27 protein-coding genes and 1 tRNA gene are annotated in these 22,527 nt (G+C 43.1%); 1 reads left to right on the plus strand and 27 read right to left on the minus strand.

All coding sequences use genetic code 11. The annotated features are described in order from the left end of the window. Nucleotides 1-2 precede the first annotated feature (2 nt). The 22 genes from HMPREF9624_RS11500 to HMPREF9624_RS03165 form a co-directional block, all read right to left on the minus strand. The gene (locus tag HMPREF9624_RS11500; RefSeq protein ID WP_009536493.1) at nt 3-1,355 is read right to left on the minus strand and encodes a sodium-dependent transporter; all 1,353 of its coding nucleotides are present in this window, start codon (nt 1,353-1,355) and stop codon (nt 3-5) included. A gap of 82 nt (nt 1,356-1,437) precedes the next feature. Next, a tRNA-Pro gene (locus HMPREF9624_RS03065) sits at nt 1,438-1,511 on the minus strand. Between the two features lie 215 nt (nt 1,512-1,726). Continuing rightward, complete coding sequence (locus HMPREF9624_RS03070; protein ID WP_009429617.1) at nt 1,727-2,293, minus strand: HrpE/YscL family type III secretion apparatus protein; 567 nt, start codon at nt 2,291-2,293, stop codon at nt 1,727-1,729. Nucleotides 2,294-2,308: 15 nt separating this feature from the next. Further along, a complete protein-coding gene (coaD, locus tag HMPREF9624_RS03075; protein ID WP_009536494.1) occupies nt 2,309-2,788 on the minus strand; it encodes a pantetheine-phosphate adenylyltransferase in 480 nt (159 codons plus the stop codon). Between the two features lie 39 nt (nt 2,789-2,827). Continuing rightward, nucleotides 2,828-3,394 (minus strand): 16S rRNA (guanine(966)-N(2))-methyltransferase RsmD, encoded by a 567-nt coding sequence (rsmD, locus tag HMPREF9624_RS03080; protein WP_009536495.1) that lies wholly within the window; start codon nt 3,392-3,394, stop codon nt 2,828-2,830. Nucleotides 3,395-3,422: 28 nt separating this feature from the next. Further along, nucleotides 3,423-5,444, minus strand: a complete 2,022-nt coding sequence (locus HMPREF9624_RS03085; protein WP_009536496.1) for an ATP-dependent DNA helicase RecG — start codon at nt 5,442-5,444, stop codon at nt 3,423-3,425. A 58-nt stretch (nt 5,445-5,502) separates the two neighbouring features. Continuing rightward, complete coding sequence (locus HMPREF9624_RS03090) at nt 5,503-7,182, minus strand: DAK2 domain-containing protein (protein ID WP_009536497.1); 1,680 nt, start codon at nt 7,180-7,182, stop codon at nt 5,503-5,505. A 16-nt stretch (nt 7,183-7,198) separates the two neighbouring features. After that, entirely contained in the window at nt 7,199-7,558 is a 360-nt protein-coding gene (locus HMPREF9624_RS03095) for an Asp23/Gls24 family envelope stress response protein (protein ID WP_009428205.1), read from the minus strand. 146 nt (nt 7,559-7,704) lie between these two features. Further along, the gene (locus HMPREF9624_RS03100; RefSeq protein ID WP_009536498.1) at nt 7,705-8,460 is read right to left on the minus strand and encodes a hypothetical protein; all 756 of its coding nucleotides are present in this window, start codon (nt 8,458-8,460) and stop codon (nt 7,705-7,707) included. 1 nt (nt 8,461) lies between these two features. Next, nucleotides 8,462-9,160 carry an ABC transporter ATP-binding protein gene (locus HMPREF9624_RS03105; protein WP_009536499.1) on the minus strand — a complete coding sequence of 233 codons (699 nt, stop codon included), beginning with the start codon at nt 9,158-9,160 and terminating at the stop codon, nt 8,462-8,464. After that, nucleotides 9,135-9,509 (minus strand): GntR family transcriptional regulator, encoded by a 375-nt coding sequence (locus HMPREF9624_RS03110; RefSeq protein WP_009536500.1) that lies wholly within the window; start codon nt 9,507-9,509, stop codon nt 9,135-9,137. The genes HMPREF9624_RS03105 and HMPREF9624_RS03110 overlap by 26 nt, the downstream gene beginning before the upstream one ends. 142 nt (nt 9,510-9,651) lie before the next feature. After that, nucleotides 9,652-9,855, minus strand: coding sequence for a 50S ribosomal protein L28 (gene rpmB, locus HMPREF9624_RS03115; protein ID WP_009428400.1), 204 nt, complete (start codon nt 9,853-9,855; stop codon nt 9,652-9,654). Nucleotides 9,856-10,007: 152 nt separating this feature from the next. After that, nucleotides 10,008-10,532 carry a GerW family sporulation protein gene (locus HMPREF9624_RS03120; protein ID WP_009536501.1) on the minus strand — a complete coding sequence of 175 codons (525 nt, stop codon included), beginning with the start codon at nt 10,530-10,532 and terminating at the stop codon, nt 10,008-10,010. Next, nucleotides 10,522-10,944 carry a hypothetical protein gene (locus tag HMPREF9624_RS03125; protein WP_009536502.1) on the minus strand — a complete coding sequence of 141 codons (423 nt, stop codon included), beginning with the start codon at nt 10,942-10,944 and terminating at the stop codon, nt 10,522-10,524. Before HMPREF9624_RS03125 ends, HMPREF9624_RS03120 begins: the two co-directional genes overlap by 11 nt. Continuing rightward, nucleotides 10,941-11,207, minus strand: coding sequence for a hypothetical protein (locus tag HMPREF9624_RS03130; RefSeq protein ID WP_009536503.1), 267 nt, complete (start codon nt 11,205-11,207; stop codon nt 10,941-10,943). Before HMPREF9624_RS03130 ends, HMPREF9624_RS03125 begins: the two co-directional genes overlap by 4 nt. Then, entirely contained in the window at nt 11,192-11,482 is a 291-nt protein-coding gene (locus HMPREF9624_RS03135; protein WP_009536504.1) for a hypothetical protein, read from the minus strand. Before HMPREF9624_RS03135 ends, HMPREF9624_RS03130 begins: the two co-directional genes overlap by 16 nt. Beyond that, complete coding sequence (locus HMPREF9624_RS03140) at nt 11,482-12,000, minus strand: CinA family protein (RefSeq protein WP_009429024.1); 519 nt, start codon at nt 11,998-12,000, stop codon at nt 11,482-11,484. The genes HMPREF9624_RS03135 and HMPREF9624_RS03140 overlap by 1 nt, the downstream gene beginning before the upstream one ends. Next, nucleotides 12,000-12,542 carry a CDP-diacylglycerol--glycerol-3-phosphate 3-phosphatidyltransferase gene (pgsA, locus tag HMPREF9624_RS03145; RefSeq protein ID WP_009536505.1) on the minus strand — a complete coding sequence of 181 codons (543 nt, stop codon included), beginning with the start codon at nt 12,540-12,542 and terminating at the stop codon, nt 12,000-12,002. The genes HMPREF9624_RS03140 and pgsA overlap by 1 nt, the downstream gene beginning before the upstream one ends. Next, complete coding sequence (gene rimO, locus HMPREF9624_RS03150) at nt 12,526-13,797, minus strand: 30S ribosomal protein S12 methylthiotransferase RimO (protein WP_009536506.1); 1,272 nt, start codon at nt 13,795-13,797, stop codon at nt 12,526-12,528. Before rimO ends, pgsA begins: the two co-directional genes overlap by 17 nt. Then, on the minus strand, nt 13,797-14,219 hold the full coding sequence (gene rpoZ, locus HMPREF9624_RS03155) for a DNA-directed RNA polymerase subunit omega (RefSeq protein ID WP_009429435.1): 423 nt from the start codon (nt 14,217-14,219) through the stop codon (nt 13,797-13,799). Before rpoZ ends, rimO begins: the two co-directional genes overlap by 1 nt. Continuing rightward, entirely contained in the window at nt 14,200-14,838 is a 639-nt protein-coding gene (gmk, locus tag HMPREF9624_RS03160; RefSeq protein WP_009428597.1) for a guanylate kinase, read from the minus strand. Before gmk ends, rpoZ begins: the two co-directional genes overlap by 20 nt. Nucleotides 14,839-14,849: 11 nt before the next feature. After that, nucleotides 14,850-15,719, minus strand: coding sequence for a YicC/YloC family endoribonuclease (locus HMPREF9624_RS03165; RefSeq protein ID WP_009536507.1), 870 nt, complete (start codon nt 15,717-15,719; stop codon nt 14,850-14,852). A 135-nt stretch (nt 15,720-15,854) separates the two neighbouring features. Between HMPREF9624_RS03165 and HMPREF9624_RS03170 the strand changes: the two genes are divergently transcribed. Further along, a complete protein-coding gene (locus tag HMPREF9624_RS03170; RefSeq protein WP_009536508.1) occupies nt 15,855-17,660 on the plus strand; it encodes an Rqc2 family fibronectin-binding protein in 1,806 nt (601 codons plus the stop codon). A gap of 16 nt (nt 17,661-17,676) precedes the next feature. Here HMPREF9624_RS03170 and HMPREF9624_RS03175 read toward each other — a convergent pair whose 3' ends face one another. From HMPREF9624_RS03175 to fsa, 5 genes are all read right to left on the minus strand, one after another. Next, nucleotides 17,677-18,417 (minus strand): YebC/PmpR family DNA-binding transcriptional regulator, encoded by a 741-nt coding sequence (locus tag HMPREF9624_RS03175; RefSeq protein ID WP_009429061.1) that lies wholly within the window; start codon nt 18,415-18,417, stop codon nt 17,677-17,679. Between the two features lie 167 nt (nt 18,418-18,584). Then, nucleotides 18,585-19,772, minus strand: a complete 1,188-nt coding sequence (gene alr / locus HMPREF9624_RS03180) for an alanine racemase (protein WP_009536509.1) — start codon at nt 19,770-19,772, stop codon at nt 18,585-18,587. After that, on the minus strand, nt 19,762-21,117 hold the full coding sequence (locus HMPREF9624_RS03185; RefSeq protein ID WP_242822613.1) for an NAD(P)H-hydrate dehydratase: 1,356 nt from the start codon (nt 21,115-21,117) through the stop codon (nt 19,762-19,764). Before HMPREF9624_RS03185 ends, alr begins: the two co-directional genes overlap by 11 nt. Then, nucleotides 21,114-21,743, minus strand: a complete 630-nt coding sequence (locus HMPREF9624_RS03190) for a redox-sensing transcriptional repressor Rex (RefSeq protein ID WP_009536511.1) — start codon at nt 21,741-21,743, stop codon at nt 21,114-21,116. The genes HMPREF9624_RS03185 and HMPREF9624_RS03190 overlap by 4 nt, the downstream gene beginning before the upstream one ends. Before the next feature lie 94 nt (nt 21,744-21,837). Beyond that, nucleotides 21,838-22,494 carry a fructose-6-phosphate aldolase gene (gene fsa / locus HMPREF9624_RS03195; protein WP_009536512.1) on the minus strand — a complete coding sequence of 219 codons (657 nt, stop codon included), beginning with the start codon at nt 22,492-22,494 and terminating at the stop codon, nt 21,838-21,840. Nucleotides 22,495-22,527: the final 33 nt, after the last annotated feature.

Raw genomic sequence — 22,527 nt, forward strand, 5'->3', positions numbered from 1 at the left:
GATTAACGCAAGCCTTGCAGCAGCAAAATCAGAATCAAAATCGGTAGTACAACCACGAAATACGGCTTAAAAGCCTTGGACATCTTGATGCCTTCTCCCTTATTACATTCTTCGATGTACCGGTCAAAACCGAATCCCATCTTACTTACACAGAAAAGAAGATAAATGAGAGATCCGATAGGGAGAATCAGATTACTTACAATAAAATCTTCCGAATCCAGTACATCCCTTCCGCCGATAAGCTTTAAATCCTGCCATAAATTATACCCTAAAATACAAGGAATGCTCATTACAAAAATAAAAATGCAGTTCACAATGACCGCTTTTTTTCTGTCCCAATGAAAATTGTCCATACTGGTGGAAATCAGATTCTCAAAAACGGCAATAACCGTGGAGAAGCTTGCAAAAGTCATAAAGAGGAAGAAAAGAGCTCCCCAAACTCTACCGAACTGCATATGCATGAAAACCTTCGGTAAAGTAAAGAAAATAAGGGGCGGGCCGGCATTCGGCTCCACACCGAAGCTGAAGCAGGCCGGGAAAATAATGAGTCCCGAAATAATCGCCACAAAGGTATCCAAGGCACAAATCTTCACCCCTTCACTGACCAAGGTATAGTCATCAGACATATAAGAACCGAAAATCTCCATTGCCGCAACACCGAGAGACAAGGTGAAAAATGCCTGATTCATTGCAGAGGAAATGACATGAAATAACCCGATTTCCTTTACCTTTTCCACATTTGGAAGAAGGTAGAACTTCGCGCCTTCCAGGGCACCGGGTAAAAGAAGACTATGTACGGCAAGGAGTACTATAAGGATAAATAAGGCACTCATCATAACGGTAGTCACCTTCTCGAGGCCCTTCTGTAAGCCTAAGGAGCAAATCATAAAACCGCCGATAACCGTGATTCCCATACAAAGTGTCATTTCTTCAGGACGACTGAGCATCGTAGTAAAAATTCCTTCTACTTGACTCTGTTCAATGTTCCCAAAGCTGTTAAAAAGAAATTTGAAAAAATAAGAGAGCATCCAACCGGATACCGTTGTGTAGTACATCATCAAGAGATAGCAACCGAAAATACAAACATAGCCGTGAATATGCCACTTTGTGCCTTCCGGCTCCAACTTTTTATACGCCTGTACCACAGATTTTCTACTGGCTCTTCCTACCGCAAGTTCCATGGTAAGAATGGGAAGCCCCATAGTTAAAAGAAAAAGCAGATAAAAGAGTACAAAAATGCCGCCTCCATTCTGTCCGACCAAATAAGGAAACTTCCAGACGTTTCCGATACCGATGGCACAGCCGGCACTGACCAGGATAAAACCGATCCTTGACTTAAAATTTTCTCTTCCCATATCCTTACTTTCCCCTCTACAAACAAGCATCCCAACTATAGCGAAAAAGCAGGAGATGTCATACACCTCCTGCTTTTCGAAGTCGATGCGACTGGATTCGAACCAGCGACCTCTGCGTCCCGAACGCAGCGCTCTACCAAGCTGAGCCACGCATCGCTATCTGATAGATTCTTAAAATCTATTCTTTCCTCCAAAAATGAATCCCGGTTCATCCTTAAAGTTCCTACACTAGCGAATCATGTCTTTTACCTCACAAGCCGCTAGTGAAGGATTATAATCTTTCTCTGCTCTTCTGTCAATGTCATACAGAAATAAATCTACAAAAATTTTCAGCTTTTCCGCAAATCCCGGCGCTAAGTTCTTTCCGGGCCTTAGTTCTGCTCTGCAGGCTTATTCTGTGGAATTGCCTTTGCAAGAGCTTCTCTATTGGACTGTACTATACTCTTGGAATCTCCCAAAGAAGACTTTAACTCATTCAGATGAAGGCTGGCATTCTCCAAAGAACGGGATATAATCGTTTCCAAGCTTGCGAGCATTTCATCCGTATACCGGATGGCATTGGATCGAATTTGATCTGCATCCGCTACGGCATTGTTTACAATGCTGTCCGCCTGGTTCTGTGCATCCTGCACCAGCGCATTGGCCTTCGCATAAGCCTGCTGCATAATTTCACTGTCGGAAACCATTTCTTCCGTCTGCGCTTTCGCATCACTTAGCATAGACTCCGCCTGCACCTTGGCATCGGATAAAATCGCATCCTGTTGAGAAATAATCTTCTGATATTTCTTGATTTCCTCCGGAACTCTTAACCGTAATTCCACCAGAAGTTCTTCCATCTCTTCTTTATTCACGATAATCTTACTATTAGACAAGGGCTGAAACTTACAGCTGTCAATGTACTCTTCAATTTCCCCAATCAATTGCTCTATTCTGCTCATATTCCCTCCGCCTACTTAAAATCCGTATTTTTCTTTCATGGCTATCTCCACCATCTTGGGTACAAAAGCCGAAATGTCACCGTTATAAGATGCAATCTCTTTTACAATGCTGGAACTCAGATAAGAATACTTCAGATTCGTTGCCAGAAACAAGGTATCAATTCCCTCGGCAATCACCTTATTCGTCTGTGCCAGCTGCAGTTCATACTCAAAGTCCGTTACCGCACGGAGACCACGTACAATCATCGTAGCTCCTACCTTCTTGGCATAATCCACAGTCAGTCCGCTAAAAGAATGCACCTCCACATTCGGCACATCTTTGACATATTCGCTAATCATTCTAACACGGTCCTCCATGGAAAACAACGCCGACTTATTTTTGTTTATCAAAACGGCAATAATTAATTTATCTACCATTTTTGCACTTCTGGCAATGACATCCAGATGCCCGAAAGTTACCGGATCAAAGGAACCGGGATAAATCGCTATCTTCATTTTCCCTCCTCTACTTTCCTCTATCAAACTGCTTGTATTTTATCCTATTTCACCTTTTAAACGAAGAAAAACATGTTTATTGGTTTTGTAAATTTTTTCCCTTAAAATACTGTATCCTTCCTCTTCCATTCCGGAAAAGTCTTCCTGTAGCCCCGCCTCCACAACAAAAAGAGTATCTTGACTCACAAAAGCCTTGTCCTTTAAACGGATCAAAGCTTTTTCCGCAAGTTCTCGACCATAAGGAGGATCCATAAAGACAAGTCCAAAATGATAGTCCTTTCGCATCAGACTGTTAATCGCTCCGTTATAATCTCCGGAAAGGACCAGGCTCTGCTCTTTAAAATGCGTTTTTTGCAGATTTTCTTCAATGCAAAGGATTGCCTGTCTGGCAGAATCACAGAAAACCGCCCTGGCTGCCCCTCTGGAAAGGGCTTCTATCCCAAGTGCTCCGCTTCCGGCAAAAAGATCCAGTACATCCTTATTCATAAGATCAAATTGAATGATATTGAATAAGGTTTCCTTGATTCTATCCTGTGTAGGACGTGTATCCAGACCGTCCGGCGTTTTTAAGTTCATTCTTCTTGCTGTTCCGGCAATCACTCTCATCTATACTCTCCTTATCCGTTATAAAAAGCTAGGGACAATCCGCCTCAAGCATTTTCAAAAAAGCATTTTGCAGTTTTTCATGCCTTTCCAAATTTGGATCCTGTTTCAATATTCTCTCCGCTTCCAACCTTGCATCTCGGAAAAGGGCTTCATCCAGAATCGGATCCGCCATATGAAATTGCAAGTCTCCGGATTGTCTTTCCCCAAAGAAAAGATCACCGGGTCCCCTCAGTCGTAAATCCTCTTTTGCAATACTGAAGCCGTCATTACTGTTCTTGATGATTTCCAGACGTTCTCTCGACTTTTCATCATCCTTTCGATCCAGAAAGATACAATAACTCTGTAAAGCGGATCTTCCCACTCTTCCGCGCAGCTGATGCAGCTGTGCAAGACCAAAACGTTCCGCATTCTCAATCAGCATAACCGTTGCATTTCCTACATCTACGCCGACTTCCACAACGGTGGTGGAAAGTAAAATTTGTGTTTTTCCTTGCTTAAAAGCCTCCATCACTTCCTCTTTTTGCTCAGCCTTCATCTTCCCGTGTAATACGGAAATCCGCACATTTTCCGGAAAGGATTTCCTCAACAGCTTTTCATAAGAAAGAACCGACTCTACTTCCAAGTTCTCATTTTCTTCTATCATCGGACAAATGACATAAGCCTGTCTGCCTTTTTGGATTTCTTCCAAGATAAAGGAGAAGGCCTTTCCTTGCTCTTCCTTATGAATCAAGGCATTCTTTATGGGAAGTCTGTCTGCCGGTTTTTCCTGCAAAACGGAAAGCGGTAAACTGCCGTATAATAACTTTGCAAGACTTCTCGGAATAGGTGTCGCGGAAAGAAAAAGTGCATGCGGAAATTTTCCTTTTTCTTCCAGCTTCCTTCTCTCTTTCACGCCAAAGCGATGCTGTTCATCAATAATAATACTCTCCAAGTCTTGGAAGTGAACAAGTTCCTGAATTAAAGATTGTGTCCCGAAGACTCCCAGTATCTTTCCTTCCGCGATGTCCTTATAAATCCTCTTTTTTTCTTTGAGACTTGTACTGCCAAGCAGTAAGGCTATTCCATTCGGAAAAAGTTTTAGAGCATTTTCATAGTGCTGCCTTGCCAAAATCTCGGTAGGCGCCATAAAAGCGACTTGTTTTTTGCGTTTCATCGTTAAGTACAGTAAATAAAAAGCAATTACCGTCTTTCCGGATCCTACGTCTCCCTCCACAAAACGAAAAATCCTTTTTTTCTCCAAAAGTTCCCGATTCATTTCCGTAATACAGTTTTTTTGTGAATTCGTAAGAGCAAAAGGAAAGTAAGATTGAAAGTCTTCCTCTTCTCCCTCTTGATAAAGAACCGTCTCTTTTACTTTCTTATACTCTTTTTCTTCCTTCTCCAGATACAAAGAGTAAAAAAAGAGTTCCTCAAAGGCAAAGCGCCTCCTCCCTTCTTCTCTCTCCTTGAAATTTCGTGGGAAATGAAGAAGCCGTAAGCTCTCTTTTTTATTCCGAAGTGAAAGCCTTTCCAAGTCTGCTTCGGAAAATAGGTCCGGATAGCGGAAGTCTTCTTTGAAAATTTCCGCTATCGCCTTCCTCCGAACATAGCTTTTCATTCCTTTTGTCCCCGAGTATATCGCTTCCAGACAGCGCTGTTTTTCCCGATACTCCTCCGGAGAAAAATATTTCGCCTGCTGGAGATACAAGCTCCCCTTGAACTCCCTGACCTGTCCGAAGAAGACAAATTGCATCCCTTTTTTTAGAACTTTACGAATATAAGGAGCATGAAAGTACTGTAGAATAATCTCTCCGCTCTGATCGAAAACTTTGGCGAAGAGAAAGCCCTTCGCATTCCCAGAATTTCCCCTGAAATCTTCCTTTAAGACTCCAGAAAAGGCCATCCACTCCTTATCTCTTGCCTGTTGGATTAAGACGGGGGCCGGATATTCTCTATAACTGATTGGAAAACCGAGAATCAGGTCTTCCTTTGTGAAAATCCCCTCTTTATGAAAGAGAGTGGCGGTTTTCTCCCCCACTCCCTTAACTCTTTCTATGGCATCCTGTAGCATGCTTACATCCTTTTCCTATAGAAAGTCCTCTTTTCTCTCAGGCAGAGCGTCTGCAGTCTTACTCCAAAGATACAATATAGTAATAGACAGCCTGTCCGCCGCGATGCAACTCCACTTCCAACTCCGGATGTTCGTTTTGAATTTCCGAAACCAATGCTTCCGCATCTTCCTCCTTTACTTCCTCTCCGTAGTAAAGGGTCAAAATCTCTCCCTCTCCCATCTTGGGAATCGATTCTTTCACTGCAGAGGATATATCCTTTGCTGCAGAAAGAAGCCCCTGATCTCCCAAGAACAAAATGTCTCCGGAATGAATCTCTCTGCCGTCAATCGAAGTATCTCTTACTGCATAGGTTATTTCTCCGGAATGAATGTAGGAAAGACTTTCCGTCATAGCTTCTTTATTTTTCTCGAAATCTTCTTCCTCCTGGAAAGAAAGTATCGCAGAAATTCCCTGGGGAATCGTCTTGGTCGGAATAACCGCCAAAGACTGTTCCGATAAGATACTTCCCACCTGCTCTGCGGCGAGAATAATGTTTTTATTGTTGGGTAAAATGAAAATATGCTCCGCATTAATTTTCTCTACCGCCTGCATCAAATCTTCCGTAGAAGGATTCATGCTTTGTCCGCCGGAAACAACCTGATCCACTCCAAGATCCCGGAAAATATTTTCCAAGCCGTCTCCGGAGCAAACCGCAACAAAACCGAAAGTCTTTCTCTCCTCAGGCTTAACCTGCTCCTCGTCCAGCTTCTCCATCGCAGCAATGCGGGACGCATCTTCAATCAAAAGCTCGTGATGCTCCAGGCGCATATTGTCCACCTTCATCTTGGAAAGATAGCCCATCGATAAACCTTTTTCAAAAGCATCTCCCGGATGATTGGTATGAACATGTACCTTAATCAATTCTTCATCGGAAAAGCATACGATGGAATCCCCTATTCCGTTCAAATAAGTACGAAGTGCATCCACCTCATCGTCCGTAAAGGCATGGTCTCCGTTAACCATAAACTCCGTACAATAGCCGAAGCGAATGTCCGCAGTGGAAATCTCTCCTTTGTTCTTTCTTTCCCCTACCAGAGCGGATACTGCTCCACTCTCCTTCAGTTCCAGATCCAGGACAATCTTCTCTCCCCGCAAAGAGCGAAGCGCTCCTTCCATGACTGCCATAAGGCCTGCTCCGCCGGAATCCACTACTCCAGCTTCCTTCAGTACCGGAAGAAGCTCCGGCGTATGCTCTAAAACTTCTTCTCCATGTGCATAAACCTTTTCGAACAAGGGAAGGATTTCTTCCTCTGTCAGAGAAAGCTCCATAATCTTGTCCGCCATTCCTTTTGCAACGGTCAGTATGGTTCCTTCCTTCGGCTTCATCACAGCCTTGTAAGCAGTCTCCACGGCTCTTTGGAATGCCTTTGCAAGGGATAAGGCATCCATCTCTCCGCTTTCCGAAAGTTCTTTGGTAAAACCGCGAATCAGCTGGGACAAGATAACGCCGGAATTACCTCTGGCCCCCCTTAAGGCCCCACCGGACATAGCCTTCAAAATATCCTTTAAATTTTTGTCCTCCACACTGTCCACTTCTCTGGCTGCAGATAGGATGGTCATCGTCATATTGGTTCCCGTATCCCCGTCCGGTACAGGGAATACATTTAACTCATTAATCAGATCTTTTTTAGCATTTAACTGATTTGCACCCGCTAGAAATGCCTTTTTTAACTCTTTTACACTAAGCACCTTACTCACAGGGCCTTCCCTCCTATCAATCAATAATGCGTACGCCTTCTACGTACACATTGATACGGTCCACTTCCATACCTGTAAACTGGGAAATGCGATACTCAACACTTTCCATGAGATTTTCCGCAACTGCCTTGATGCTGACACCGTAAGCTACAATGACATGAAAATCCAGACTGATTTTATTTTCTTTAATCCTTACGTCTATTCCCTTATGATAACTCTCTTTCCTAAGTAAACGGGCAAGGCCTTTTCCGCTCATGGGCACCGCGGCCATTCCCACGATTCCAAAGCAGGAAACCGCAGAATTCCCGGCATACTCGGCAATGACTCTCTCGGAAATTTCAACCTCTCCAAAATGCGACGGAATTTTTCCTTTCATAGTCTGTCCTCCAATTCTTAATAAACAAAAAAGAATTCTGTTTTTAAGCATGTATACAAAGCAATACTAAGCTAAAAGAAAAAGAATTCTCGATAGTTCGAGAATTCTTTCTTAGTATACTCTATTTTTCTATAGATGAAAAGGGATTAATAATTTCTCTTCTTTTCCAGTATATAGGCGGAAAGACCAAAGCAAAGAAGAGATACCAACGTCAAGAAAAGGATCTGCAGAGGAGAATTCATTTGGCTGTCCAAGCCGACCAAATCCACTATCTTCTCCGAAAGAGTCGCGCACCACTCCACAATGTTGACCGCCAGGAACAAAAATACAATGATTGAAATAAGGAAAGCCAAGATTTTCCCCCTGAAGAAACTGGCCTGTACCGTAACACAAAGAACGGCCAGGCATGACATATACAGCCAAAATCCTGCATAAATCAAGGCGATGGAAATCATAAAGTGGATAAAGTCTCCCAGTCTGCTTTCCATGGTAAGTCCCCATACCATCTTAAAAACATCCATAAAACCGGCGACATCCACACTGAAGAAAAAGATATCAAAGAGAAACAGAAAGTACAGCAATAGGCTGAGACAAAATGTACTGAGTAAGCTTTCCAATATCTTAGCGAGAAGAAAGGTATAGCTCGGTTTGGGAAGCATAAACAACATATAGCCCTGGTTGGTACTTAAGTCTTTGCTTAGGCTCGCCATACTGGAAAGGCCAAAAAGCAGAAATGCCACAAAGCTGAAAAAGAAAAGAAATACCCCCGCAAGTCCCATAACGGCAATATTTCCGCTTGTGCTTCCAAAGAGCAGTAGAAATTCAAAAATGGCAATCAGGGAAACGGAAATAATTTTAATCTGCATCGTTTTTCTCATTTCATATCGAATCAAAGTCCACATATCAATCTCCCACCTTTCCGAATAATTCTCTGTAGCGATCGGTTAAAGCCATACCTCTACTGCTTCTTAACTCTTCCACATCTTCCTTCGCAATCAGCCTTCCCTCACTAAAAAACAGGGCCGTATTCACATAGGATTCCACTTCCTCCACCAGATGACTGGAAAGCAGGATGATTTTGTCCTCTGCCATCACTTCAAGAATCATTTTCACAATTTCTTCTCTGGCCAAAAGATCCACACCGTTAAAGGGTTCATCCAAAATAAGAAGCTTGGCATCCCGGGAAAGAGTGGCCGCCACCCGCACCTTTTTATCCATTCCGGAAGACAGAACCTTAAATGGAGTCTTAAAAGGAATCTCCATTCTCCGGATCAACTCCGTATATCTCGTCTCCTGAAAATCCGTAAAAAACTTTTTATAATACTCTCCAAACTCTCCCACCGTCATAAACGGATACGCATGAGACTCCGTAGGAAGGTAGGCAACAAGTGCTCTACTTTTCATGGAAAGGGCTTCTCCGTCTAAAGTAACCTCCCCTTCGCTCTCCCTTGTCAGACCGGAAAGAATCTTCATGAATGTGGTTTTTCCTGAACCGTTTGGGCCCAGTAAGGCATAAATTTTACCATCCAAAAGCTCCACATCGACATGATCCAAGGCGATTTTTCCATTATATTTCTTACTTAGCTTTGTAGACTGAAGCATCAATTTCCTCCTTTACGTATTCCTGAATAAGTTCTCTTGAAATGGAAAGATCCTTCATCCGCACAACATATTCTTCCGTATATTCCTTTGCACGCCTTTCTCTTTCCGTCTTTAATCTTCTCTCATCTTCGGTGACGAAAGTCCCCATTCCTCTCTTTGTGAAGCAAAGCCCCTTCAGCTCCAATTCCTGATAGACACGTGATGCGGTATTGGGATTGATTTTATACTTTACAGCCAGGTCTCTTCCTGAAGGCAGCCTTTCTCCCGAAGAGAGCTTTCCGTTTAACATATCCTTAATAATATCCGCTTCCACCTGTATGTAGATTGGAAGAGAAGGATTGTATTGCATTTTGCCTCCTTTCTCAACTGAGCTAAAAATCATATGGCATAATTCTATATTAGTGCACTAGTAAAATAGTACACTAATATAATAAGTCTGTCAAGGCATAAAAAAAGATATTGCCTTTCGACAATATCTTTTCAAGCTTTTCTTATTCCGCAGCGCCTGCAACAGCACGCTCAACTTTACCGGAACGCAGGCAGGAAGTACAGACGTACATCTTCTTTGTACCGCCATCTACCTTCACTCTAACTGACTTCACATTTGCTTTCCACATCTTGTTCGATCTTCTATGTGAATGGCTTACTTGATTTCCGAAATGTACTGCCTTCTCACAAATAGCACACTTAGCCATGATTGCACCTCCCTCTTTTAAAAAATCCACTGCTTCACAGCGACTATAGTACTATAGCAAAAATGATTTTAGATTGCAAGCAGAAATTTAAAATCTAAACGAGAACTCTGCATCAACTTTCTATCATTCAACCTTTCCGGAATAATCGCTTTTTACTCTTCAAAATCACTCAAATCTATATCAATTACATCCTCGGCGGAATCGGCATAAACATCGCCACTTTCTCCGGCAGAAAGAACCGTATACTTCTTATCTTCCTTTTTCTGCTTTTTTTCAGCTTGAACCATAGAGTCCAAAGCCTCCTGTCCCTTCTCTTCAGCAGACTCACTGACTCTGCTTCCTCCGGTGATTTTATCGATAGCCTCCGGAATCATGTCTATAATCTTGGAAAAAGCATCTTCATTTTTCACCCGAATCAGCTTTGTTCTTCCGTTTTGAATCACAAGCATTGCAGCAGGACTGATCTTCGAATTCATAGCCCCGGCGCCGCCGTCTCCTTTTTTGTTATTCTCTTTAACGAAAGCACCGCTTGCCATTCCGCAGCTAACCTCCATAAGAGGAATGAGAACAGTATCTCCCAGCTTAATCGGCTCTCCGACAACGGTTTTGGATTGCACAAAGCCGTCCATCCCTTGAAATAGTTCTTGAATAAGCTCTTTTGTATTGTTATTTGCCATGCTTCCCTCCCTTGAGGATTAATTTTCGGAACTGTTTATTTTTTAAAAGGCGAACCAACAGAATCAGCAGATGAATCAGCCGTATTCTTCCCTCTATACGAATCTTTCCATAATAATAACTGTCTCCAAACTCCGGAACAAGTCTGATTTTATCCTGCACAAGAGGATAAAAGAGCGCCAGACCTTCTAAAACCTGCCCCATAGTATAAGGATCTTCTATTGCAAAATAGAACTCTCCTTTTGCCTTTCGAATTCGACAAGTCTTTAAAAAGCGGAGCGTTTCGTGTAAAACAAGGGCTATCATTTCCCTTGATTCTTCCTTGCTAAGCTCTTTGGCGGTCTCAAGAACTTCTTTGAAGCTTCTCAGTTTCTCCCGAAAAATCTTCTTCCCTTTTCCGATTATTCCATTCATTCTTTTCCTCCCTCAAAAATCGTGAAGAAAAGAATCTTTCCGGAGTAACTCAGTTTTTCCTCTTGATAGCTTGCCTGAAAGTGCATAAGAGGAAAACGCAGGGAGAACTCCCCTCTCGGATGCTTTTCCTCCCTCTCCTTCTTCCCGTCCAATTTGTAACGAAAGGGGACAAATAAAAGAAAAAGCAAAAGGAAGAGAAGAAGCAGAAGCAAAAAAAGAAGAACCAATAAGAGATATTTGAGAATCGTTAAAACGATGAGCATTTCTCCTCTCCTCTCAGCTTCTTAAGACTCATCATCGATACCAATTGAAGCGCATCCTTATATCCGTAGGCTATCCCGAGAATCTCATCCTCTTTTCTGGGAAAGTTTTTAATTTTCAGCATGGAAGAAGGATAGAACTCGAATAAATTGCTTCCGTATCCGCTATATACCAGATAAGCCATGGGCACAATATGCCCTTCTCTCAAATTTTCCATGAGATAGGGAATATATTTTTGGGCTCTATTCCCGAAGCATAAATTCTTAGACAAACGCATTATTTCTTTTCCGTAAGATAGGTTCTGACCATTTGCAAAGCCGCATTACAGGCCTGTTCCCGAACTTCTTTTCTGTTTCCCGTAAAATGGAACTCCAGAACCTTGGTTTTTCCTCCTGCACAAACAGCAATATAGACTAAACCAACCTCTTTCTCTTCCAACGCGCCGGGACCGGCATTTCCAGTGAGCGCAACGGCTAAATCCGCCTCAGACTCCATCATGGCGCCAATTGCCATTTCTTTTGCGGTAGAGGCCGATACCGCGCCTTCCTTTCGCAAGAGCTCCTTTTTCACGGAAAGTAATTTCCGCTTTGATTTGTTGGAATAAGTTACATATCCAACCTTAAAACAGTCCGAAGCTCCTTCCACCGAGGTAATTGCGGCAGAAACCAGCCCCCCGGTAATACTCTCAGCCGTAGTGATTGTTTTCTTCGAGTTTTTCAAAAGAAACACCACCTGCTCTTCAAGAGTAGCATCAATAGGGTAATGAAGCTCCTTCTCCTTTTTCTTCTCTCCCATTAAAAGCCTCCTTCTTGCAGCACTTTCCGATTTTTATATAAATAATCAATAAGTGAAACAATAGTTAAAATTAAAGACAGATAAATAAAAAGCAAATTGACAAAATGTAAGGCAGAAAGCTGTAAAATGAGGAGAATAATCATCACCATCTGGCTGACTGTCTTCAGCTTACCGAAATAGGATGCGGCTATTACCACATTCTGCTCCACGGCAATCAGACGAAAACCGGAAATAATAAATTCTCTGGATATGAGAATGATTACGTACCATGCCGGAAGCCTTGATAAAGGAATCATACAGATTAATGCGGAACAAACCAGTAATTTATCCGCCAAGGGGTCCATAAATTTACCGAAATTGGTAACCAGATTTCTTTTTCTTGCGATATGTCCGTCCAGATAGTCCGTAAAAGAGGCTGTACAAAACAAGAACAACGCAATCAGACGGAATAGCATTTCCTGTTCCGCCGGATACAAGATAAAAAATACAAACACAGGGACCATCAACGCCCTTAAAACGGTCAATTTATTGGGAAGATTCACAATACTCTCCTATTAAATCATAGCCTTCCGTATCCACTACTTTCACTTGGACAAACTCTCCGCTGACTCTCTCCGGTCCTTTTACGAAGATAAAGCTGTCAATCTCCGGACTATCCATATACGATCGAAGAATAACTCTGCCTTCCTCCTCGTCATAGCCCGTAATAAGGGCCTTTAAAATCCTACCCCTTTGTTCCTCAGCCTTTTGGAACGCAATTTCCTGCTGCAATTCCATAATACGGGAAAGTCTCTTGTTCTTCACACTTTCCGGAATCTGATTCTCCATACTTGCCGCAGGGGTTCCTTCCTCTTGAGAGTATGGGAAGACGCCCAGCCTGTCGAAACGTTCTTCCGTAATGAAGGAAAGGACATCTTGAAAATCCTCTTCCGTCTCTCCGGGAAAGCCGGTAATCAAAGTTGTTCGTAGGCAAATATCGGGAATTTCTCTCCGAAGAAGCGCTATCTTTTCCTTTAACTCTTCTCTCCGCGTTTTCCGGTTCATGGCTTTCAAAATCCTATCGGAAGAATGCTGAATCGGCAAATCCAAATAATGACAGACTTTCGGATTATCACGAAGCTCTTCTATGAGCGGAAGTTCTATTTCCTCCGGATAGCAATACAAAACTCGAATCCAGACCAATCCTTCTATCTCGGAAAGAGCATGAAGCAAAAGATGCAGGCTCTTTTTCCCGTAAAGATCGGTTCCGTAAAGAGTCGTCTCCTGTGCCACTAAAATCAGTTCTTTCGCACCGTCTTCCACAAGTTCCCTCGCCTCTTCCAAAACCATGTCCATAGGAATGGAACGGAAATGCCCCCGAAGACGGGGAATAATACAATAACTGCAGTACTTATCGCAGCCTTCAGCTATTTTTAAGTAGCGGGTATAACGTTCTCCGCTCTCTACTCTCTTCATCTGTGAATCGAGACGACGTACATAGTCTTTCACAGAGGCAATCTCGTCTATTTCGGGAAGTTCCTTCCGTATTTCATCCTTATATCGTTCCACAAGGCAGCCGGCAACAATCAGTTTCTTAAGTCTTCCGCTTTTCTTATACTCCGCTAAATCCAATATGGTATTAATGCTTTCTTCTTTGGCCGGTCCGATAAACGAGCAGGTATTCACAATTGCAATATCCGCTTCAGACGGATCCAAAGTTACCTCAGAGCCCTCATATTTTTCCAAAAGTTCCGATAAGAGCTTCTCCGAATCCACTCTGTTTTTATCACAACCGAGGCTTTCCAAATACAGCTTCATTATTCTTCACCGTCTGATGGATAATCTCCGTCGGAATAGTCATCCTCTTCCTCGTCTTCCTCGTCGATATACTCTTCTTCCTCTGCCTCCGGATCATCCTCTTCCTCGTCTTCCTCGTCCAAATCTTCATCTAAGGCATAGCGTGAAAAGTCTTCCGTTTCATGAGAATGCTGTATCGGCTCTTCTTCGTAATCCAAGCCTTTCTCTACATTAACCAGATTCTTGGAAATCTCTTCAATGGCAACGGAAAGAGGCTTTCTGCCCTCCTCCGCCTTTACAAGCGGCGCGTCCCCGTCAATAATCTGTCTGGCTCTTTTTGCGCTGGCAATGACAACGGAATAGCGAGACTGCACTTCCAATTCTCCCTCTTCTCTATTCTTGTTCATAGAATCTATTAAGTCATTATATGTTGGACGTAGCATCTTCTATCCTCCTTAAATCCTTTCTGATTTTTTCAATCAAATCCAAGTGCGCTTCTACCCGGTCATGAGACGCACGAATTAGATTATGCAGTTTTTCGGTACAAGTGTCAATATCCGCATTCACCAAGATGTAATCATAAGCTTCGACCCCTTCCGACTCAACAATGGCACGGCTCAGACGTTTGTTGACAGTCGCTTCATCTTCCGTATTTCTGCCGATCAGTCTGCTACGAAGCTCCTCTGCCGAAGGCGGTGTCATAAAAATCAGAAGACTTCCCGGATATTTCTTCTTAATCTTTAGAGCGCCTTGAATTTCAATCTCCAATATAACGTCTTTTCCCCGATTCAAACAGTCTTCCACAAATTTTCTTGGTGTTCCGTAATAGTTGTCCACATACTTCGCGTACTCAACCAGCTCGTCCTTGTCTATCATTTCTTCAAACCGCGCTTTACTCACGAAAAAATAGGATTTTCCCTCTTCTTCACCCTCTCTCGGACTTCTTGTAGTAGCCGAAATAGACAAGGCATAATTATCATACTTCTCCGTAATACGTTTCATAATGGTTCCTTTTCCCGCACCCGAAAAACCGGAAACCACAACCAACATCCCTTTCTCCATCTTTCCCTCTTCTATTCTATGTTCTGTACCTGCTCTCGCATTTTCTCAATACAATTCTTCGCTTTTAAAGCAATATCCGTAATGTCTAAATCCGTAGCCTTGGAAAGAATCGTATTGCTTTCCCGATTCATCTCCTGCATTAAAAAATCCAAATCACGTCCTACTGCCGATTCTTCTTTCAGAATCGCTTTTACTCTTTGAATATGACTGTCCAATCTGGTAATTTCCTCATCGGTGCTGACTTTATCGGAAAAGATTGCCACTTCCTCCAGAAGCCTTCCTTCATCAATACTTCTTCCCTCCAGACTTTCTTCTATTTTCTTCCGTAAGCGCTTTTCATACTGCAGGCGAATCTCCGGTTCCCTTTCCTTCAAAAATCGAACATAAGACTCCATCTCGGATAATTTCAACTCCAAGTCTTCCTGCAACTTTCTCCCTTCGACTTCCCGAGAATGAACGAATTCCTCTATCGCCTTATCTACAATAGAAAGAAGTCCGTCCGCGTCTTCTTCAACCTCTTCTTCTACAAGCCTGAAAACTTCGGGATAAAAGAAAATTCTATCTCCCGTAACAGAACAGGGAATACCCAGTTTTTCGGAAAGCTCCGTGATTTCCTTTTTATATCTTTCCGCCAGGGCTTGATCCACCAGTAACTTCTTATTTCTTTCGGCACTGTCCTCCAGCGAAAGGAATAACTCCACTTTCCCCCGGGAAATTCGGTCTTTCAAATGATTTCGAATACTCAATTCCATCGCTTGAAAGCTTCTGGGCAGTCGGAAACTCAAATCTAAAAATCGGGAATTCACCGACTTTATTTCTACCGTAATGTCACGTTCCTGTAAGTTGGCCGTAGCCCTTCCGAAACCGGTCATACTTTTCATTTTTACGCACTCCTTTTCTCTTGTGTTTTTTTATCCTTTCGCCTATCCTAGGAAATACACAAGCTGGATTCGTTCCTGTTAATTTTTTATGATAACAAGGGACTAGGGCTTTTTCAAGGAAAAAAGGGTGGTTTTATGGCATTTGACGGTTTATTTTTATCAGCTTTGGTTTCCGAGTTCAAAGATACGATTCTCGGAGGAAAAATCAGCAAAATTGTGCAGAGTGAAAAGGACGAACTACAACTCACAATCAAAAAGGAAAGACAGCAATATCTTCTGCATCTTTCCGTAAATCCTTCTATTCCCTTAGTTTATCTGGCGGATAAAAATAAGACTGCACCGCTTACCGCACCAAGCTTTTGTATGGCATTGAGAAAGCATATCGGAAACGGAGTTATTCAAAATATCACGCAGGCTTCCGCTACACTTTCGGAAGAAGGGCTGGAGCGCGTTCTCCTTCTCCATATATCCCATAGAGATGAACTGGGCGATATAGGCACAAAATATCTTTCCGTAGAAATCATGGGGAAATATTCCAACATCATCCTCTTAAAGGAAGATTTCACTATTCTGGACGCCATAAAACGAATTTCCTCCGTACAATCCTCGGTTCGAGAGGTTTTACCCGGGAGAAAGTACTTTATTCCCGACCAGTTCGAAAAAGAAAATCTCCTTTGCTTTCCCTTGGAAAACTTGCAATCTTATTTGGAAAGCAGGGCGAAAAGCAGAAAAGGAGAGTCCAAGGCGGAAAGCCTCTCCGAGCTCCTCTTCCACAGCTTTTCCGGCTTAAGTCCGATGTCGGCCAGGGAGCTTTCCTTGGATGCCGGTCTTGCCTCCGATCAGGAATTGGACAGACTGTCTCCTTCCGACTGGAAAAAGCTTTCCGAGGCCATCTGCAGACTTCGACTTCGGATTCAAGAAGGGGATTTCTCTCCCGCCATTCTCTACGAAAATGAAAAAGCCTTTGACTTTTCCGCCATTCCCGTACGGCAGTATAGCGGAAATCCAGCCTTTCACGTCGAAGTCTTTCCTTCTCCCTCCGAACTTCTTACATTTTACTACGGTGGAAAGGAAAAAGAGGACCGTGTCCGGCAAAAATCCACAGACTTAAAAAAACAATGTACCACTCTCTTGGAACGCGTCAGCAAAAAGCTGAGTTTGCAGGAAAAACAACTGAAGGATACGGAGAAAAAAGAGCGTTTCCGAATCTTCGGAGAATTGCTTACCACCTATGGGTACAGTCTAAAAGGCGGAGAAAAAGAATTGGTCTGCGAGAATTATTACAACGGCACAGAGGAACACATTCCCTTGGACGAAAGCTTAAGTCCCATAGAAAATGCCAAAAAGTATTTTGAGAAATACGATAAGGCAAAGCGCACGGAATTAAATCTCTCCACACAAGTAAAGGAAAGCAGAAGCACGCTTAAACACCTGCAATCCATCTTGAACAGTCTTTCCACCGCAGAGAATGCGGAAGACTTAGAAGATATACGAAGAGAAATGGGAGAATACGGCTACATGAAGCCACTCTCCAAGAAGAAGAAAAAAGAACGAAAAGAGGACAAATCCTCTCCGAGAATCTTCCGTTCCTCGGACGGCTATCTTCTCTATGTCGGAAAGAACAATTATCAAAATGAAGAGGTCAGTTTCCGTATTGCGGAGGCAACGGACTTTTGGTTCCATGTAAAAGGCTCAGCCGGTTCCCATGTCATTGCCAAAACGGAAGGAAAGAATCTGGAAGAGCTTCCCGACCGTCTCTTTGAAGAAGCAGCCGAGCTTGCAGCCTACTTCTCCTCGGAAAAAGAAAGTGCCAAGGTGGAAGTGGATTATACAGAAAGAAAAAATTTAAAAAAGGTAGTGGGTGGAGCTCCCGGCTTTGTGATTTACCACCAAAACTATTCCATCCTTGTTTCGCCAAAAAAAGTTCCGGAAGAGCTCTAAGCTCCTCCGGAACTTTCTATTCTTCTTCCCAATTCGTATAAACACTCTGCACATCATCGGATGCATCCAATAAATCAAGGGTTTTTCTTAAGTTCTTTACCGCTTCTTCCTCTGTCACGGAAACGGTATTACCGGGAATCATCACGACCTCCGCCTGTACCATGGGAATATTCTCTTGTTCCAGATTTTCACGCACAGTGGAGAAATCTGCCGGACTCGTGATAATTTCATAGCTGTCATCCCGATCAATCAGATCCTCCGCACCTGCCATAATGGCAATGTCCATCAGCGCATCAAAATCTTTATCCAAATCATCCATGACTTCCTTATCCAGAATAATCTGTCCCTTTTCTTCAAAGAGGAAAGATACGGATCCCTGTGCGCCAAGACTTCCCTTCCCCTTTGTGAAAGCGGAACGTACATCCGCCGCGGAACGATTCTTATTATCCGTTAATACCTTTACGATAATGGCAACGCCGTTTACACCGTAGCCCTCATACTGCATTTCTTCAAAATTCACCGCATCCAGTGCTCCGGCAGCCTTCTTAATCCCGTTTTGAATGGTATCGTTCGGCATATTGTTTGCTTTTGCCTTGGCAATGACATCCCGAAGCTTTGAATTACTGTTCGGATCTGTTCCTCCCTGCTTTACCGCAAGGGCAAGTTCATGACCGATGATCGTGAAAATCTTTCCCTTTGCCGCATCGTTCTTTTCTTTTTTTGCTCTAATATTGGAAAACTTTGAATGGCCTGACATACTCTCTCCTCTAATTTTTTTCTTAGTGTACCTATTTTCTCTTTTCTTCGCAAGTTTTTTTCAGAATACCTGTGTTTCCTGGCCCTTGTTCCTTTTTATCGAATTGCAAAGGCTGCCGTTTTTATGGAAAACGGCGCATACTTCCTGCTATATCTTATGGTTCCAAACTAGGAAAAATCAGCAATATGAAGGTTGGAATGCGGATCAAAAGTACCAATCCATTTCTTTCCTCTGAAATAGACACGGGGAACACGATTGCCGAGACCGCATAAAAACTCATAAGGGAAGACACCGAATTTTTCCCAATCATAAAGACTGATTGCTTCCTCTCCCTCTTCCCCGAGAAGCGTCACCTCCTGGAAAAGAACTGCGTCTACGGCACTGACATCCACCATGAACTGGTCCATACAAACTCTGCCTAAGATAGGACATTTCTTTCCGCCTATAATAACCTCCGCCTTTCCGGAAAGGATTCTGGGATAACCGTCTCCATAACCCACCGGAATCGTGGCAATCCGCATTTCCCTGTCCGTCACAAAGGCGGAACCGTAGGAAATTCCCTCTCCCTTCGGAACAGTCTTTATATGCGAAATTTTCGCCTTCCAGGAAAGTGCCATCTTGAGAGGCAGGTCCTGTCGCACTTCCGAAGAAGGATAAATCCCGTAAAGCGCGATGCCGTCCCGTACCATATTGTACTCTGTACCGATATCTTCCAAGATACCTGCAGAATTCGAAATATGACATAGGGGAATGGTATAGCCTTCTTTCTTCAAACTTTCCAAAAAATCGTGGAAGCGCTTATGTTGTTTCAAGGTATAACTCTTATCCGCCTCGTCACAGGATGCAAAATGAGAAAAAATCCCCTCCACTTCCACATAGGGACTGTTCAAAATATCCATTGCCGTCTTCAAAGCATCTTTTTCTTCTACTTGGATCCCGATTCTTCCCATTCCGGTATCCAAAGCAATATGTACCGCCAGTTTTGTTTTTCTTTTTTCCGCTATTTTTTCGATTTTATCGAGTTGCCTCGTGGTGAAGAGACTCGGCATTACCCGATAATCAAATAAAGATGTATATTGGCTTTCCGGAACAACCCCAAGAACCAGGATATTTTTTTCGATTCCTGCCTTTCTTAAGGTAATTGCTTCCTCTATGGTTGCCACGCCGAAAAGTGCACATTCTTCCTCTACCGCTTTCGCCACTTCCACCATGCCATGCCCATAAGCATCCATTTTAATTACAGCACAGAATGCTATGCCCTCTCTCAAACTTTTCTTACAGAGTCGAAGATTCTCCTCTATCCTGTCTAAATTCACAATGGCATAGGTTCTGTCGTAACTCTTTTTATCTGTCATCTTTCCCATCATCCTTTTCTATAAACTCTTCCATGGCAAGGGCAAAATAATGAGGAAGGTCCCTTGCCAGGACAGCATGCTCTCCCTCGGCTTCCGCTGCCAGCTTCCCCCCTCTCACCTGGATGAGAACGGAAAGACAGGCCGCCTGAAACGCAAGTTCATGCTTATCTATTTCCGGATATCTTTCCTTTAAAACCGCCAGAAGACCGGCTAAAAAACCGGCAAAAGCATCTCCCGAGCCTCCCTTACTTAAGGATGGAGATGCCTCCCGATTATGGAAAAAGCCTTTTCCTTCCCCAAAATTGTCCTCTTTGCCCGGTACTGTTTCTTTCCCCGTATCCTCCGAAAAAGGGGTAAAAACCATCGTATCATGTGATTTCAGAATTAAAATACAGCGATGCTTCGCAGCATATTTCCGACCCAATTCTTCTCTGTTTTTTAGAATTTCCTCAAGAGAGCAATGGCAAAGCCTCGAAAATTCTTTCAGATGCGGCGTGAGAATAATCGGACAGTACTCCGCAGCCTTACATAATGCCTCGTCCAACAAAGAGGACTCCGCTATCACATTTAACGCATCCGCATCCAGAATAAGAAAAGCCGGAGGAAAGTTGCTTAGCTCGTTTAAAAGCTTCAAGAGAAGCCTTTCTCTATCTTCTCCTGTTCCGATTCCCGGACCGAATAGGAGAATTTCACTTTTTTGCAATAGCTCCTCCACCTTCAGTTCTCTCACATCCGAAAGAATCGCTTCAGGAACCATGGTCTGCAGAACGCTTCTATTTTCCTCATCAGAAACCAGATGAACCAAGCCGGCTCCGGCCCGATATGCAGCTAAGGCGGAAAAAAAGGCAGCGCCGGCCATCCCCTTTTTTCCGGCTATGATTCCCACAGTTCCGTAAGAACCCTTATGAGACAAAGGATTCCTCTTCGGAATGGATAAAAAGTATCTTTTTGTTTCACACAAAGCATCCATCTGCCCTCCGGCTTCTTTTCCAAGGATTACTGCACTGGCAATCACCAGACTTTTTGTGTTGGAAATACTCACCTCCAAAGCCTGTCCTCTCCGCGCTTTAAAAAGCTTTAAAGCATTGCCGTAAAGCTTGACATAGGGTTTTCCAAGTTCATCCCGCAAAACCTCAATATCCAAAAGTGAAAAACCTCTTATTCCGGTTCCGAGTGCCTTTGCCACCGCTTCTTTCACACTAAAATCACCGGCAAGACGAGAAGCTTTTCCCTCGCTTTGCCGGCGTTCTTCTTCTGTAAAAATCCTCTCTACTCTGCCTTTTTTCTGTAAACGCTCCACTCTAGCTATTTCCAGAATATCAGAGCCCACAGATATCATCATCATTGTTCCTCAAAAACACGGTAAGACAGTCTCATCAAACTTTCGGAAAGATGCACATTTTCCACCACTACATGCTCGGGAACTTCCAAATCCACATGTGCAAAATTCCAAAATCCTCTTACCCCGTACGAAATAAGATCATCCACAATTTTAACGGCTGCATCCTTGGGAATGCACAGTGCCGCCAAGCGAATATGATTTTTCTCCACAATATCCTTCATCTCAGACATGGGAGAAACCTTGACGCCTCCGGCTTCCTGTCCAATCACCTTCGGATTATTATCAAATACCCCTTTGATATCAAATCCTCTTTTTCTAAAATTGGTATAGTTCGAAAGTGCCAATCCCAAGTGTCCGGCACCGACAATAATCATCGAATGAACCTGATCAATTTTCAGAATCTTGGCAATCTCTTCATGCAAATTGAAAACATTGTAGCCATAGCCCTGCTGTCCGAAACCGCCGAAATTATTTAAATCCTGTCGAATCTGTGAAGCCGTTAAATGCATCCTCCGGGATAAATCCCCGGAGGAAATACGTTCTATTCCTTGATCCATCAAGTCTTCCAAATAACGATAATACCGCGGAAGGCGTTGGATAACTGCTTTTGATATCTCTTTATGTTCCATATTCTTTCACCTGTTTTTACTGCCTACCTTCCCAATATAATTACTTGTGAAAATGCTGTCAATGCTATAACAGGAAAAAGAATAAAAAACATTCTTAGTTGGAAAATACCTTCCTGTAATCTGCAATAAACTTTTCAATACCGATATCCGTTAAGGGATGATGCATCATCTGCTTTAATACTTTAAACGGTACGGTAGCAATATCCGCTCCGGTCTTAGCGCATTGTACCACATGAATCGGATGACGTACGGAGGCACAAATCACCTCTGTTTCAATCTCCGGATACATAGAAAAGATTTCCATGATGTCCTCAATTAAAATCATCCCGTCGGAAGCAATATCGTCCAGTCTTCCGAGGAAAGGAGAAACATAGGTTGCTCCCGCTCTTGCGGCAAGGACAGCCTGTGTAGCGGAGAAAATCAGAGTAACATTGGTCTTAATCCCCTCTTTGGAAAGAACCTTAACCGCCTTCATCCCTTCCTCCGTCATAGGGATCTTGACAACCATATTTTTAGAGATGGAAGCAATCTCTCTTCCCTCTTTAATCATATCTTCCGCCTTTACGGTATCCGCCTTGACTTCGCCGGAGATAGGGCCGTCCAGAAAGGAAGCAATCTCCTTTAAGGTTTCCGTATAGTCTCTTCCCTCCTTCGCAATCAAGGAAGGATTCGTCGTACATCCGCAAATGATTCCCATATCATAGGCTTCCCGAATTTCATCAACATTCGCAGTATCAATAAAAAACTTCATATAACTCTCCTTTTTTGGCTAAAATAAATACTT

It is taken from the genome of Oribacterium asaccharolyticum ACB7 (assembly GCF_000238075.1).
In the GTDB taxonomy this organism is placed as follows: Bacteria; Bacillota; Clostridia; order Lachnospirales; family Lachnospiraceae; genus Oribacterium; species Oribacterium asaccharolyticum.

Bases quoted from the DNA above. Each gene is read 5' to 3' on its own strand.
- HMPREF9624_RS11500 (WP_009536493.1), bottom strand. From the start codon at position 1,355: ATGGGAAGAGAAAATTTTAAGTCAAGGATCGGTTTTATCCTGGTCAGT.
- HMPREF9624_RS03070 (WP_009429617.1), bottom strand. From the start codon at position 2,293: ATGAGCAGAATAGAGCAATTGATTGGGGAAATTGAAGAGTACATTGAC.
- coaD (WP_009536494.1), bottom strand. From the start codon at position 2,788: ATGAAGATAGCGATTTATCCCGGTTCCTTTGATCCGGTAACTTTCGGG.
- rsmD (WP_009536495.1), bottom strand. From the start codon at position 3,394: ATGAGAGTGATTGCCGGAACAGCAAGAAGAATGAACTTAAAAACGCCG.
- HMPREF9624_RS03085 (WP_009536496.1), bottom strand. From the start codon at position 5,444: ATGCTACAGGATGCCATAGAAAGAGTTAAGGGAGTGGGGGAGAAAACC.
- HMPREF9624_RS03095 (WP_009428205.1), bottom strand. From the start codon at position 7,558: ATGAAAGGAAAAATTCCGTCGCATTTTGGAGAGGTTGAAATTTCCGAG.
- HMPREF9624_RS03100 (WP_009536498.1), bottom strand. From the start codon at position 8,460: ATGTGGACTTTGATTCGATATGAAATGAGAAAAACGATGCAGATTAAA.
- HMPREF9624_RS03105 (WP_009536499.1), bottom strand. From the start codon at position 9,160: ATGCTTCAGTCTACAAAGCTAAGTAAGAAATATAATGGAAAAATCGCC.
- HMPREF9624_RS03110 (WP_009536500.1), bottom strand. From the start codon at position 9,509: ATGCAATACAATCCTTCTCTTCCAATCTACATACAGGTGGAAGCGGAT.
- rpmB (WP_009428400.1), bottom strand. From the start codon at position 9,855: ATGGCTAAGTGTGCTATTTGTGAGAAGGCAGTACATTTCGGAAATCAA.
- HMPREF9624_RS03120 (WP_009536501.1), bottom strand. From the start codon at position 10,532: ATGGCAAATAACAATACAAAAGAGCTTATTCAAGAACTATTTCAAGGG.
- HMPREF9624_RS03125 (WP_009536502.1), bottom strand. From the start codon at position 10,944: ATGAATGGAATAATCGGAAAAGGGAAGAAGATTTTTCGGGAGAAACTG.
- HMPREF9624_RS03130 (WP_009536503.1), bottom strand. From the start codon at position 11,207: ATGCTCATCGTTTTAACGATTCTCAAATATCTCTTATTGGTTCTTCTT.
- HMPREF9624_RS03135 (WP_009536504.1), bottom strand. From the start codon at position 11,482: ATGCGTTTGTCTAAGAATTTATGCTTCGGGAATAGAGCCCAAAAATAT.
- HMPREF9624_RS03140 (WP_009429024.1), bottom strand. From the start codon at position 12,000: ATGGGAGAGAAGAAAAAGGAGAAGGAGCTTCATTACCCTATTGATGCT.
- rimO (WP_009536506.1), bottom strand. From the start codon at position 13,797: ATGAAGCTGTATTTGGAAAGCCTCGGTTGTGATAAAAACAGAGTGGAT.
- rpoZ (WP_009429435.1), bottom strand. From the start codon at position 14,219: ATGCTACGTCCAACATATAATGACTTAATAGATTCTATGAACAAGAAT.
- gmk (WP_009428597.1), bottom strand. From the start codon at position 14,838: ATGGAGAAAGGGATGTTGGTTGTGGTTTCCGGTTTTTCGGGTGCGGGA.
- HMPREF9624_RS03165 (WP_009536507.1), bottom strand. From the start codon at position 15,719: ATGAAAAGTATGACCGGTTTCGGAAGGGCTACGGCCAACTTACAGGAA.
- HMPREF9624_RS03170 (WP_009536508.1), top strand. From the start codon at position 15,855: ATGGCATTTGACGGTTTATTTTTATCAGCTTTGGTTTCCGAGTTCAAA.
- HMPREF9624_RS03175 (WP_009429061.1), bottom strand. From the start codon at position 18,417: ATGTCAGGCCATTCAAAGTTTTCCAATATTAGAGCAAAAAAAGAAAAG.
- alr (WP_009536509.1), bottom strand. From the start codon at position 19,772: ATGACAGATAAAAAGAGTTACGACAGAACCTATGCCATTGTGAATTTA.
- HMPREF9624_RS03185 (WP_242822613.1), bottom strand. From the start codon at position 21,117: ATGATGATGATATCTGTGGGCTCTGATATTCTGGAAATAGCTAGAGTG.
- HMPREF9624_RS03190 (WP_009536511.1), bottom strand. From the start codon at position 21,743: ATGGAACATAAAGAGATATCAAAAGCAGTTATCCAACGCCTTCCGCGG.
- fsa (WP_009536512.1), bottom strand. From the start codon at position 22,494: ATGAAGTTTTTTATTGATACTGCGAATGTTGATGAAATTCGGGAAGCC.